The sequence below is a fragment of the Microcoleus sp. CAWBG640 genome (genome assembly GCF_020883015.1).
Lineage (GTDB): Bacteria > Cyanobacteriota > Cyanobacteriia > Cyanobacteriales > Microcoleaceae > Microcoleus > Microcoleus anatoxicus.
This window is the reverse complement of record NZ_JAHRFC010000003.1, coordinates 109253-122015: the sequence shown is the minus strand read 5'-3', so window position 1 is coordinate 122015 and position 12763 is coordinate 109253. Positions and strand designations below refer to the sequence as shown.

The 12763-nt window shown below is 44.7% G+C and carries 16 protein-coding genes; 4 read left to right on the top strand and 12 right to left on the bottom strand.

The features are described from left to right. Positions 1–334: 334 nt before the first annotated feature. The 5 genes from aroQ to glyA form a co-directional block, all read right to left on the bottom strand. A complete protein-coding gene (aroQ, locus tag AAFP11_RS02910; protein WP_341735665.1) occupies positions 335–775 on the bottom strand; it encodes a type II 3-dehydroquinate dehydratase in 441 nt (146 codons plus the stop codon). 98 nt (positions 776–873) lie between these two features. Beyond that, positions 874–1011: a hypothetical protein gene (locus AAFP11_RS02905; protein ID WP_340518576.1), complete on the bottom strand. Its 138-nt coding sequence runs from the start codon at positions 1009–1011 to the stop codon at positions 874–876. Positions 1012–1300: 289 nt separating this feature from the next. Continuing rightward, complete coding sequence (locus AAFP11_RS02900; RefSeq protein ID WP_341735664.1) at positions 1301–2566, bottom strand: competence/damage-inducible protein A; 1266 nt, start codon at positions 2564–2566, stop codon at positions 1301–1303. A gap of 171 nt (positions 2567–2737) precedes the next feature. Further along, positions 2738–3793, bottom strand: coding sequence for an MraY family glycosyltransferase (locus tag AAFP11_RS02895; RefSeq protein ID WP_341735663.1), 1056 nt, complete (start codon positions 3791–3793; stop codon positions 2738–2740). Between the two features lie 253 nt (positions 3794–4046). After that, positions 4047–5330, bottom strand: coding sequence for a serine hydroxymethyltransferase (glyA, locus tag AAFP11_RS02890; protein WP_341735662.1), 1284 nt, complete (start codon positions 5328–5330; stop codon positions 4047–4049). Positions 5331–5652: 322 nt separating this feature from the next. On the opposite strand from glyA, the gene AAFP11_RS02885 reads away from it, so the two are divergent. Continuing rightward, entirely contained in the window at positions 5653–5850 is a 198-nt protein-coding gene (locus tag AAFP11_RS02885; protein ID WP_340518571.1) for a hypothetical protein, read from the top strand. 208 nt (positions 5851–6058) lie between these two features. After that, positions 6059–6529 (top strand): Tic20 family protein, encoded by a 471-nt coding sequence (locus AAFP11_RS02880; RefSeq protein ID WP_341733602.1) that lies wholly within the window; start codon positions 6059–6061, stop codon positions 6527–6529. 132 nt (positions 6530–6661) lie between these two features. Here AAFP11_RS02880 and AAFP11_RS02875 read toward each other — a convergent pair whose 3' ends face one another. The 4 genes from AAFP11_RS02875 to AAFP11_RS02860 all read right to left on the bottom strand — a co-directional run bounded on the left by AAFP11_RS02875 (position 6662) and on the right by AAFP11_RS02860 (position 9821). Further along, positions 6662–7435, bottom strand: coding sequence for a fumarylacetoacetate hydrolase family protein (locus AAFP11_RS02875; protein ID WP_341735661.1), 774 nt, complete (start codon positions 7433–7435; stop codon positions 6662–6664). 13 nt (positions 7436–7448) lie between these two features. Further along, a complete protein-coding gene (locus AAFP11_RS02870) occupies positions 7449–8024 on the bottom strand; it encodes a 5-formyltetrahydrofolate cyclo-ligase (RefSeq protein WP_341735660.1) in 576 nt (191 codons plus the stop codon). A gap of 187 nt (positions 8025–8211) precedes the next feature. Further along, on the bottom strand, positions 8212–8397 hold the full coding sequence (locus AAFP11_RS02865) for a hypothetical protein (RefSeq protein ID WP_341735659.1): 186 nt from the start codon (positions 8395–8397) through the stop codon (positions 8212–8214). Then, the gene (locus tag AAFP11_RS02860; RefSeq protein WP_341735658.1) at positions 8394–9821 is read right to left on the bottom strand and encodes an NB-ARC domain-containing protein; all 1428 of its coding nucleotides are present in this window, start codon (positions 9819–9821) and stop codon (positions 8394–8396) included. The genes AAFP11_RS02865 and AAFP11_RS02860 overlap by 4 nt, the downstream gene beginning before the upstream one ends. A 250-nt stretch (positions 9822–10071) precedes the next feature. On the opposite strand from AAFP11_RS02860, the gene AAFP11_RS02855 reads away from it, so the two are divergent. Together AAFP11_RS02855 and AAFP11_RS02850 are read left to right on the top strand one after the other, a co-directional pair. Further along, on the top strand, positions 10072–10551 hold the full coding sequence (locus AAFP11_RS02855) for a hypothetical protein (protein WP_341735657.1): 480 nt from the start codon (positions 10072–10074) through the stop codon (positions 10549–10551). A gap of 154 nt (positions 10552–10705) precedes the next feature. Next, on the top strand, positions 10706–11164 hold the full coding sequence (locus tag AAFP11_RS02850) for a hypothetical protein (RefSeq protein WP_341735656.1): 459 nt from the start codon (positions 10706–10708) through the stop codon (positions 11162–11164). Between the two features lie 159 nt (positions 11165–11323). Here the strand turns inward: AAFP11_RS02850 and AAFP11_RS02845 are convergent, their stop codons facing one another. The 3 genes from AAFP11_RS02845 to AAFP11_RS02835 all read right to left on the bottom strand — a co-directional run bounded on the left by AAFP11_RS02845 (position 11324) and on the right by AAFP11_RS02835 (position 12744). Then, on the bottom strand, positions 11324–11560 hold the full coding sequence (locus AAFP11_RS02845) for a hypothetical protein (RefSeq protein ID WP_341735655.1): 237 nt from the start codon (positions 11558–11560) through the stop codon (positions 11324–11326). A 147-nt stretch (positions 11561–11707) separates the two neighbouring features. Continuing rightward, a complete protein-coding gene (locus AAFP11_RS02840) occupies positions 11708–12253 on the bottom strand; it encodes a hypothetical protein (protein WP_341735654.1) in 546 nt (181 codons plus the stop codon). Continuing rightward, positions 12250–12744 carry a DUF4365 domain-containing protein gene (locus AAFP11_RS02835; RefSeq protein WP_341735653.1) on the bottom strand — a complete coding sequence of 165 codons (495 nt, stop codon included), beginning with the start codon at positions 12742–12744 and terminating at the stop codon, positions 12250–12252. Before AAFP11_RS02835 ends, AAFP11_RS02840 begins: the two co-directional genes overlap by 4 nt. Positions 12745–12763: the final 19 nt, after the last annotated feature.

Sequence of the window (12763 nt, the reverse complement as noted above, 5' to 3'; positions counted from 1 at the left end):
ATTTGTTATTGGTTATTTGTTATTGGTTATTTGTTATTGGTTATTTGTTATTGGTTATTTGTTATTGGTTATTTGTTATTGGTTATTTTGGGGTTTCTCTTAATTTTTTCCAGTCCTAGCGAACCTCTAATCATATCGTTTCCGGTTGTATCGGAATGATTAAACCACAGAGAACACAGAGGACACAGAGAAAGAGAAGAGAGAAATAATAATTCCGATGTCAACGGATTTGATATCACTGGCTTCCGAGTCAAAAAAATTATCTTAATTCCATGGGTATTAACTCCCCGATTTCTTAAACAAGAATTCGGGGAGCTTGGTATTGGGTAAATTGTCAGTGGTTTTTCAAGTGACTAACTACAGCTTGCAGCCCTAGCCGATAACTCTCTGAACCAAAACCACTGATTTGCCCGATCGCCACTGGTGCTATAAACGAGTGGTGCCGGAAATCTTCCCGCCGATAGATATTGCTCAAATGAACTTCTACCGCAGGCAAATTGACGGCTGCGATCGCGTCCCTAATTGCCACACTCGTATGAGTATAAGCTCCAGCATTAATTAAAAGGCCTTGGTGCTGCCCTAACATCGAATGAATGGCATCCACCAAGACTCCTTCATGATTAGACTGCTGGATCGAGACTTTCACCTGGAGCGCAAGGGCTTCTTGCTCTAGCAACTTGTTTATATCATTTAAAGTTGCTACTCCATAGACTCCAGGTTCTCGCTGACCCAGCAGATTGAGATTTGGGCCGTGCAGTACCAGGATATTTAACAATTTTAAAATTTCCAGCGCGACAAAATGTGTGAGGGTTTTGATTTCGGTCTTAGAACCACTCTCAAATCTCAATTCTCAAACCTTAAAGCCAGTCCACGCTACCTACGATGTCTGGGTTGGTTGACTGGAATTGGAATCGGTTGCAGTTCCGGTTGAGCTTCTGGATTCAGCAATCCTTCGATCAGCTTGCGAACCCATTCTTTGATTTGTTCCAGCACCTTTTCAATGTCTTCCATTGAACGGATAGCTCCTTTTTTTATAATCTTGATTCTTAAACCGACGGCCAACTCTCTGAATACAAGCAAGCATAACCATGAAATCAACAGTCAAACTTGAATTTTCTCGACCAGTTGTTGCGAGCAACCGCGAGAGGGAGTGTATTTGCCAATCAGTCTTATCTTATTATCATAACGAATCTTTACAGATAATCAAGAGGGAAGCGAGAAATTACGGAACTGTTTCGGCTCCTTCAGCCTTAAATAAAAATTAAGATTACTTTTACCTCTTGACAATTTACAATTCATTTCAGCTTTTTTGAGCTTCTGTCAACAAAAGTTGACGTCGGAGTCGATCGAGCGCCGTACAAGCACTCAGATTTCTAATCCAATCGCGGGTGCGCGCATCGCCAAAGCGGTATTCAAAACTCTCTACCTCGCCATTAGGCCCGGCTAAACCTATATAAACCAGTCCCACCGGCTTAGCGTCACTGCCGCCTCCTGGCCCGGCGATGCCTGTAATGCTCAATCCCCAACTGGTGTTAAGCCCTTGCCGCACTCCGACTGCCATTTGTTTTGCCACTTGGTGGCTGACTGCCCCAAATTCGGCTAAATCTCGCGGCTTAACACCTAATAATTTTTCCTTAACTCGATCGTCATAGGAAATAATCCCGCCCCAAAAGTACCTCGAACTGCCGGCAACACCAGTCAGCATCGCCCCCAACCCACCTCCCGTGCAGGATTCAGCCACGCTGAGAGTTTCGCCACCCAACAGCAGCAATTTACCAACAGTCGAGGCGAGGGTATCGGTATCAACACCGTAACAGTCTAGACCAGTAATCTGTAGCAACTGTTGTTCGATCGGCTCAATTAAGTTTTTAGCCACCGCTTCCGACTCCGCGCGGGCTGAAATCCGCAATTTGACTTCGCCGTGATTGGCGTAGGGAGCAACAGTAGGATTGGTTAAATTTAGAAAACTATCTACTTTTTCGGCGAGTGCTGACTCAGCAATACCCCAAAATTTTAATGTGCGGCTGTAAATAGTGCCCCTGCACCAGCCGTTATTTTGCAGGTAAGAAACGGCGGTTTCTCGCCACATCAAGTGCATTTCCGCTGGTACGCCGGGAAATGTCATGACTGTGACGTTGGGAACAGGTTGCCAAATAATCCCCGGTGCAGAACCTGTGCGATTTGGCAAAATCTCAGCACCTTCTGGAATTAAAGCTTGTTTGCGGTTGCTCTTACTCATGCTTCGTCCCCGCTGAGCAAATTTGTGTTCGATGTCAGCGATAATTTCCGGTCTTTCTAGGAGGGGAACACCAAAATAATCCGCTATAGTTTCGACTGTGAGGTCGTCTGGTGTTGGACCTAGACCTCCTGTAAACAACAGTAGTTGCGATCGCCCTACTGCTATTTTTAACACCTGTTTAATGCGATCTGGATTGTCACCCACCACTGTTTGATAGTAGTGAGGAATTCCCAAACTTGCTAACTCCTTAGCTAAAAACTGAGAATTGCTATTGAGAATATCCCCTAACAGCAATTCAGTGCCAACACAAATAATTTCAGCAACCATTCAATTTGATTTTAGATTGTGGATTTTTGATTGAAGAATTGGGCATGGGGCATCGGGCATTGGGCATTGGGCATTGGGCATCGGGCATTGGACATTGGTAGTAAATGACTAATGACTAATGACTAATGACTAATGACTAATGACTAATGACTAATGACTAATGACTAATGACTATCTTGCGTGCCTCCAAACTTTCCAGCTAGCATATCCCAACAAACTGGTGGCTCCCATGGCATAGACTACGCCACTGGGAACCGAAAAAGCTAGAGCTAAACTTCCCACCCACAGTGTCAGCGAGTAAATAAATAAAACTGCAAATCGATGGGATAATCCTGCATTGAGCAGTCGGTGGTGGAGGTGACGTTTGTCAGCAATAAACGGAGACTTGCCGTTGCGAAGTCGATCGAGAATTACCGCAGACATATCTAAAATCGGTACAGCTAAAATCAAATATGGCAGCAACACAGAAGTGATAGCCGTAGTTTTCACTAACCCAACGACTCCAACTCCCGCCAGAGTAAAGCCGATGAAATAGGCACCTCCATCTCCCATAAAGATTTGAGCTGGATTGAAATTGTAGCGCAGAAATCCCAAAGTCCCGCCAGCTAAGGCTGCTGCAATTAACGCCGCCGCTGGTTGGTTCATCGACAGACTGACAATCAGCATCACAACTGCTGCAATCCCTGAAACTCCCGCGGCCAAACCGTCCAAACCGTCAATCCAATTGATGGCGTTGGCCATACCGACGAGCCAAATCACGGTAATTGGCAAACTCAGCCAGCCAATATCTGTCAGTCCCAGGGAGGGAACTGTGAGAAACTCAATTTGTACACCAGCCATCCAAGCGATGCTGGATACACCAATTTGCATGAGCAAGCGTCTTAGTGCCGAAAGCGAAAATAAATCGTCTGCTAAACCGATGAGGAAGAATCCGATGCCGCCGAGGGTGACTCCCCAAATTTCGTATTCGTCTTTGCGATTGAGAATTTGTCCGGTAGCATCGATGAAGCCTCCTGAGAGCCAGACAATTACCAGAGCAATGATAGTGCCGAGAAAGATAGATACTCCTCCCAAGCGTACCATCGGGCGTTGATGAACTTTACGATCGCCTGGTCGATCAACTCGTCCGCTTTTGAGACCAATGGTTTTGACTATTGGCGTACTCCATAGGACGACGATCGCGGAAACGATAAAGGCTAGTAGGTGGTAGAACAGATGGTGGAGCATCTGAAATCAGTATAGAGTGTCGGGTAATTTGGGTTTCAGGCAGAGTCTACTACATTTCAGATGGCTTTTAACCAGGCAAAATCTTGGAATAGCGACCGGGGGATTAAGATACGGAGAGTTGGGAGTTACAAGTGGCAAGTTAAAGAGTTGTTAATTCCGGGCTTAAAACTTATAACTCTCAATCTTCTCCTGCTCTATTGCCCTTTTACCTGTACACTCCCAACTACCAATTTCGCCTTGTCAATCAGGAAAATTAAGCCAAGGCAGGGACTTTCAGGTACAAGTGAGGATACAAGGGGAAGCGCGAGCAGAGGGTGCCAACTCGCCGCAAGCAATCCGCCGCCACGCTTTCGTCTTCAGGATTTAACAGTCGATCGGCAATAATATTACCAATCTCGATAAATTCTGTAGTTCCCATACCCCTGGTTGTCATCGCTGCGGAACCAAGTCTCAAACCACTGGTAACAAAGGGCGATGCTGGATCGAAAGGCACCGTATTTTTATTAGCTGTAATATTCACACCGCTAACTAATTGATCGGCTACTTTACCTGTCATGTTGATAGATTGCAAATCAACTAACATTAAGTGATTATCCGTACCCCCAGAAACCAGTTTCAAACCCCGCTGCTGTAACTGTGCAGCTAAAGCAGCGGCATTTGCAATTACTTGACCAGAATAAGTTTTAAATTCTGGCTTTAATGCTTCCCCAAAAGCTACTGCTTTACCAGCAATGACGTGTTCCAAAGGTCCGCCCTGACTACCAGGAAACACTGCTTTATCGAACTTTTTGCCTAGTTCTGGGTCATTTGTCAAAATCAAACCGCCTCTGGGCCCGCGCAGGGTTTTGTGAGTGGTAGTAGTGACTGCATGACAGTGAGGCAGAGGATTCGGGTGGTGCCCTGTGGCGACTAACCCGGCGATGTGGGCGATGTCGGCGAGCAGATAAGCCCCGATTTCGTCAGCGATGGCTCTAAATTTCTCAAAGTTGATAATTCGCGAATAAGCTGAGTAGCCGCAAATTAGTAATTTCGGTCGATTTTGTTTGGCAATCGCCAAAATTTCGTCGTAGTCTAACTGTTCTGTTTCTTTGCTGACACCGTAGTGAAAAGCTTTGAACCATTTGCCGGATACGTTGACTGGTGAACCGTGGGTTAAGTGTCCGCCGTGGGACAAATCCATGCCCATAATTCCGTCTCCTGGCTCTAGTAAGCTCAAAAACACTGCAAAGTTGGCTTGAGCGCCGGAGTGGGGCTGGACGTTGGCGTGGGCGGCTCCAAATAGTTGTTTCGCGCGATCGATCGCGATTTGCTCGATGCCGTCAATAAATTCACAGCCACCATAGTAGCGTTTCGTTGGCAATCCTTCGGCGTACTTATTTGTCAGCACAGAGCCTTGAGCTGCCATTACCGCTGCGGAAGTAAAGTTTTCGCTGGCGATGAGTTCTAGGTGATCTCGTTGGCGCTGGAGTTCCTGCCCGATTAAATCCGCAATTAGGGGATCGGTTTTGGAAAGAAATTCAAAGTTAGAGTCCGTCATTCGATTTTAGATTTTAGATTTTAGATTTTGGATTTTGGATTTTGGATTGACCCCACGGATCGAGTCGGGGGCTTGAGAATTTGAGATTTTAGATGCAAGGATTGATTCCACGGATCGATCCGGGGGCTTGTACCACCAAGAAATTCTTGGTCACAATAATCAACCTCTTCAGAAATTGGGGATTGGGAATTTGCGATCTTTTAAGATACTACTGATTTCGCCCCATTGACATAAATATTACATTGTGTTCAGGTTAAGCTGTTTGTTCCAAAGTCCTGACATACAATGAAATTACTGGTGTGGAAACTGCCGGAGGTATCAAATGTTAGTCATTTTAATGGAAAATCAGATGCTTGCCCCTCAGCGTGTTTGCCAAGGTTGTTTGCTGGCCTCTAGCACTGGCCAACCCCGCTGGAATGATGGCGAACTCCGCTGCGGCCATCCGGTTCGCAAACCTACGGAAAATTTGCCCGATCGCTACGAGTGTCAAATGGGCTTCACGATCGCTAATATTAAATAATTATCGGGCATAGGGCATAGGGCATAGGGCATAGGGCATGGGGCATGGGGCATGGTGACTATTTAACCCGACTTGATATAAGTATCCCTGAATCTACAGGGATCTGAGTGTGGGCAAATTCCGGGCGAGTCGGAACTGAGCCTGCTGCTGCGTTATGCTGAATTTAATGGGAATTGATAGTTAGTCGATCGACTCAGGAGAGTTCACTATGACTTGGCGCGGGTCTACAACTGTTTCAGACCGGATTTTTGCTTCTTTGCCTTATTTGCTACCGCTGGTTGACGGGCTGATGTTTGGCAGGTTTCTGTTTCAACAGTTTCCTGTTCTCCAACTGTTGTTCATACCGCTAGCTCCCTTGATGCAAATTTATAGTTTGCCCTTTGCTAGCTTGGTGATTTTCTTTGCCCTCTATTTAGGGGTTGTGAGAAATGAAAACATTAGTCACTTTATTCGCTTTAACGCGATGCAGGCGATTCTTTTAGACATTGTTTTGATGCTATGCGGTCTGGTTTTGCCGATTTTAGCTAAGGTTCAAATCGCATTTATTGCCGAAACTCTCTATAACATGGTGTTTTTAGGCGTTGTGGCTGCATTTGTCTATGCAGTTGTTCAGTCGGCCTTGGGACGCTATGCAGAGATTCCTCCACTTTCGGATGCAGTTTATATGCAGGTTCGTTAGTCAGTTGACAGTTGACAGTTGACAGTTGACAGTTGACAGTTGACAGTTGACAGTTGACTGTTGACTGTTGACCATTGTTAGTGATAACGCCTAATTACCAATTCCCAATTACCAATTACCAATTACCAATTCCTACTGACTAATAACTGTATTTTCCAGACTGCCAATACCTTCTATTTCAATGCGAACTCGATCGCCTATTTGCAGCGGCCCTACTCCTTCTGGCGTTCCAGTCAGAATTACGTCACCAGGAAGGAGAGTCATGATTTGACTGATGTAGGAGACGATAAAGTCTGGGGAAAATACCATGCGATCGATGCGATCGGATTGTACCGGGCGATCGCTGTCATTGACAAAAGTCTGCAATTGTGCAGCGGGACTCAATTCGCGGACAATCCAAGGCCCAAGGGGACAAAATGTATCAAAACCTTTCGCCCTCGCCCACTGGTTGTCCCGCTTTTGCAAATCTCTAGCTGTGATATCATTCGCGATCGTATAACCCCAAATTTTGCCCTGCGCTTCTTCTGGAGAGCACTGAGTACAATGTTCGCCAATTACCAGGGCCAATTCTCCCTCGTAGTCTACTCTTTCCGACTGCTGCGGATAGCGAATCGCCCCACCCGTGGGAATAACAGCCGTAGGAGGCTTGAAAAACAGTAGCGGTTCTTCAGGTACGGAACCTCCCATTTCGGCGGCGTGGTCGCTATAATTTTTGCCCACGGCTATAATTTTGCTGGGAGAGCACGGGGCGAGAATTTGGTAACTATCTGGTGGGAGTTCCAAATCAGTGGGTTCTCCTTGTAACCAGGGAGGTGCATCAAGTACCTTAACGCTGCGGCTCAGTTGCAGTAAACCGTAATGTATTTGTCCTTGTGTTGTTTTAACTCGAACGTAGCGTGAAGCCATAGGATTTTAGATTTTAGATTTTAGACTTTAGATTACCGCTTTCTGTGCAAATTCCATACAGAGGTTTGTCCCAGGAGTCAACAGGAAGTTGTGGCTTCAAGGCAAATTCAAAGATAATGCCGATCGCAATTTTTGATTCCCACTCAGCTTTACTGAACATCCTGTCATAATAGCCACCACCGTAGCCCAAACGATAGCCACGCAAATCGCAACCCACGGCTGGTACAAGGATTAAATCTACCTCTGATTGGTCTATTTTAGGAGCATCAGGCAGCGGTTCGAGAATGCCATAAGCTCCTGTATGTAAAAGGTCTCCGGGCTGCCAGACGTGCCAGGATAGCTCTTTGCCGACACAGCAGGGAAATCCCCATTTTTTAGGGGTGGTAAATAGGGGACTTAAGTCTGGTTCTTGGCGAAAACTGAAGTAGCCGAGGATTGTTTTTGCTTGGGTGAATAGGGAGGAGGTTTGTAGGTGGTTGCAAAGGCGATCGCTCTTTTGTCTCCATTCTTGTGCTGATAGGGATTTGCGGGTTTGAAGGAGAGATTTTCTTAATTCTGTTTTAGTTAATGAAGGTTCACAAGTATTCATATTTGCGATCGAATCTCTCGTTTCAGTTCCAGTCCGACAGTCCGACAGTCCGACAGTCCGACAGTCCGACAGGGGTTAAAAACCCCTGTCTCATAGCGAAAGTCCTCTCAAAGAGGACTACAATTAATGGCATTTTCGATCGCATTCTCTAGTCGGTTTTAACCGACTTTAGCTATGAGGCAGGGGTTTAAACCCCTGTCGGACTGCCGGACTGTCGGACTGCCGGACTGTCGGACTGCCGGACTGTCGGACTGCCGGACTGCCGGACTGCCGGACTGCCGGACTGCCGGACTGTCGGACTGCCGGACTGCCGGACTGCCGGACTGCCGGACTGCCGGACTGCCGGACTGCCGGACTGCACCGAAAGCGTCAACAAACCGGATTTGATATCACATATTGTCTCACCACAGGACAAAGATTGAATAAAGTTTCATTTTCCTGTTCCTCAGTTTCAACGAGCGATCGCCTCCCCAAAGATTGCAGCCCATCGAATAACTCCGAAGGCGATAACTCGGCATTTTTTAGCAATTGCTCTAGGGAAACTGGATTCGCTTCGAGGCTGAGATGGGAGATAAGCTTTTTTTCTAATTCTGACAAACGATTTATCTGCGGGTGCAATGTTGCTGCCAATTCTTCACCTAAGAAGAGCATATCATATTTCAAAAATTCTGCAACCCTACCTCGGAATATTTCTTGAATGGTGGCGGCGACTATTTTCAACCACAATGGATTGCCTCGGTAGGTATTAATTAGGTTTTCCCATGTTTCGGGATTGAGTAATCTTTTTTGTCGGAAAATTTCGGTAGTGGCTGCACATATTCCTTTGAGTTGTAAAGTGCGAACTGGTGAATTTTCACCTTTTAAAGCAATAATTTCTCTGGGAGGTTCCCAACTGTTGAGGATTAAACAACTGTTGTGAGTTGTCTCTCCAATTTGTCTGAAGAGGATGCTGTAATTTTCGCATTCTGGGCGGTAATTTCCTGCTAGTTGTCCGCTACCCAGAATGGCTTGCACGTCGTCGAGGATAATGAGACAGCGGTTTTTTCGCAGATATTCCATTAACAGGGAAAGTCGCTCTGGGATGCTGGTAGGTAAAAACCCCTCTTCGCCCCCCCTTGCCAAGGGGGGGTTGGGGGGGTATTGATTGGCGATAAATTGAATGAGATTTTTTAGGGTAGTTTCTAAGGGTGGGGAGTGGCCCAGACTTCGCCAAATTACGCATTCAAAGTTATGTTGAATTTTTTGGATGAGGTGGAGGGAAAGTGCGGTTTTGCCAAGGCCGCTTATTCCTAATATTGCTGCGAGGTTGCACTTTTCTTGGACAATCCATTTTTCGAGGGTGGCGAGTTCGGATGTGCGATCGGACAATGATGAAATGTGAGGTGCGTCTGCTAAGTCTACTCTGGTTTGGGGTTTGGATGTGTTTGATGTGGGGGTTGAGGGCGATCGATCTTTTGGAACTTCTGGAGATTGGTTATCTGCACAGACATTGACGTTACCAATAAAAAAATCGTTTCCCGAATTTTCTGAAATGATGAATAATTGTCGTCTCTCAATTGCCGATCGTAAATTCGATTGAGTTACTTCTTCATCTAATACATTTGATAAACGCTTCCATAATTTTGAGGCGATATTTCTGATGTGACCTTCGCTACAATATGATGTTTCTGCGATTTGAGAGTATTTTTGACCTTCCCATACACCCAGCAGGATAGCTTTTTGCAGATCGTCCAAGTGCTCTCCTGTTTTGGCGAAAACCATTTCGTCGGCAAATCTCAAGACTTCTTGAACGTCCATTGGTCGAGTAGTTGTGACGGTTTTCGTTATTTTAGCATATATTTTATGACATTTTACAGCCGAAATGATTAAATCTTACTTTTAATGGAATAAGGCTTTGTAAAACTCATTACATTTAATGACTTTTTATGACTAGATACAACTTGAATATTGACACAAAAATATTCTATATTTACAAGCACAACTGTACTTTCAACAGTCAATTGGATAGCTATAACAAATCAAAAAACTTCCTGTAGGAGGGAGCATTATGAGTAGCAGTAATAATACGATTGGTATCGTTAGTCTTGGCCTCGGTATTGTCCTCATGGGAATCGGTGGCTTTGTTGCCTACTCGAATGTGAATAATCAGCTAGTTAGCACTCAAACTCAGTTACAACAAGCTCAAAAGGAGCGAGACGAGTTTAAAAAACAGAGCGAGGAAAAAGATAAAGAGATTAAGGAGAAAGATAACGAGATGAAAGATCTTCGTGACACTTCTGGTGCTCGCGGAGCAGAAATTACTCGAAACCAAGAGGAACTTAAGCGATCTAAAGCAGAGACTCAGACAGTAAGCGGCTGCCTCAAAGGTGTAGTGGAGGCACTCTCATATAAAGATGACCAAAGTAAGGCTATCTTTGCTCTAGGAGCAGTCAAGGATAGGTGTGAGTCAGCCGGAAGGATCATAAAACGAATAGAAGACACACAGGATGAACAACAATCTCCTCGTACAAGCAATATAGGTAATTAACAAATCAGGGTGGCCTTGGATTTGTTCAAAATTCAGCGAACTTCCTGCTTAGTGTCGCTGCGCGCGATCGCTCTTTCTTTTTCTGAAGCGCGATCGCCCTTATGTTATTACAAGCTTAAATTATTTCTGCACACATCATTTGTTTACTAAGGCAATGAACAAAAAACTAGGAATTTTAGCGATCGCAGCTCTTTTTACTCTCAGTGGGGCTATCCTTAAAGGTACTCAAATGGCTAATGCTAACCTAGGACCACCCACTACAGTTACTAATCAAAACTTTACAGATAATAACTCAACAATCTTAGCGCAGGGTTATGGACAACCACAGGGTAGCCCTTGGGGACAGGTAGCAGCACCACAAACATACACCAACCCCGATACTGGGCAGGCTTTTTGTTTCTACACATCAGGACTTTGGGCACCTTGTCCAAATCAGGGCACATCAGTTATCAGAGTGCGAAATGCCAAATGCACGGGTTCCAATACTATGCAAGCATCAGCCGATCGATGTCCACGCGCTTTGTGTGGATTAGCACAGCTTCAAGGCAGTTTAGACGAACTTAGAAGTAACGGACGCTCAATTCCTGCTTTACCTTGTAATGGTCTCCCCTAGCCAGCAGATGCGGATCTATCTGATGAGTCAGTCTGATTCATAGAGATAGCTTTGTTAACGCCCTTCATTTTACATCATTTTTCAGTGCGATCGCCCTTAATGAACCGAGGCGCGATCGCCCCTTTTCCCTCCCTTCAAATCGAATAACGATCGCTCTCATCATTTTCTCACTTCTTGATATAAACCTTCAGAAGATTCTGCTATCTTAGGCAGATTGCCATCCTTAATAGCTGTCACCAAATCTTGGCGGAGTGCTTCTAAAAAACCGCAATCGTTGCCAATATCCGATGCTTCATCCTCATCTAAATCTTCATCATTCAGATGTTCTTGGTATGTCTCGATCCGAAACTCAATAGCTTCAATAATAAACTGTAGATCCTTAAAAGATAAAATCATGTGAACTTCCTTTTTAACTTTTCTAATCTATTCAAAATATGTTAACCCAGCCACCTTCAAAGCTGCCCAAGGTTGAAACATTTTAAACTTGCTAAAACGGCAAATTTATTTGTGGTTCAATTTTTATCATAACAAGTATTTACCAAACTATTTGATCAATGCTGCTTCAGTTATATCCACAAAAATATGCGGGTGTTTTAACACGAAATAGCCATCTTCTTTAATTAAATCACCTGAGCAAGTTACGGCCGATCGCTCTTCATAAGCTTTAAGAGCCAACTGATAATCTGATTCCCTCAATTCCAGATGAATTTCCCTCAATTTACCCACCACAAATCCCATGAGTATCACTTGACAGGTTCCCGATGCTTCCCCGTGCAGTTTATTAATCCATCCTGGGATTTCAACATTAGGCAATGAAGTGATTAAATCGCTGAGTATCTCTAGTTGCGAGCGATTTTCTACTATTTCTAGCGTCTTTATAGCCTCACCAATAAGCTGAGGGGCATCAAATTCTTGTCTCAAAGGCTGCTTGATTTCAAAAAGCTGACCGCTATCATTTTTTTTGTGCCAAATCAAGGTATTTTCATAAACTACAGCAACTTTTTGCCAGTCGCTTGTTTGCAAGTGCTCTTCTAGCACATTTGGATCTATAGTCTGAAGAATTTGATAGTCTCGTACAGTTACTTTCACGGTAAACCTCCTTGGCTAAGACGCTGCATGATAGACTTAAGAGCCTCTACTGTCAACTGATTAGATCGGGGTAACTCAACTGTGATATTAGTTGTATTTTGTCTTTCTGGCTGTCCCCGCAGCGACACCCAGTAAGCACAATTCCTCATACAGATTTCTGATTCTGACTGCTGTAACCAGTCTTCGAGATTTTCTGGTACTAAAACTACAACTAAGATGCGTGGCACCTGCGAGTTGATTCTCAAATCGTTATAGTTTTTGATCCTGAGTGGATATCGGATAAACTGCCGATCGAGTATATCCCTTGAAGTACATTTTAACTGCAAATTCAGCTCAGGGGAAAAGATAGTTCCGCCGCCACCTCTCCCCACGATATGCAAATCGATGCTGTCGTCGTCTACCTCTAGCTGATTTACAGAAAAACCCGCAACAGCCACCACAGCGCGTACATAAGCTTTACTGAAAAGTTCTTTCTGTTGATTTAGTTCCATACACCACCTGATTCTAAAA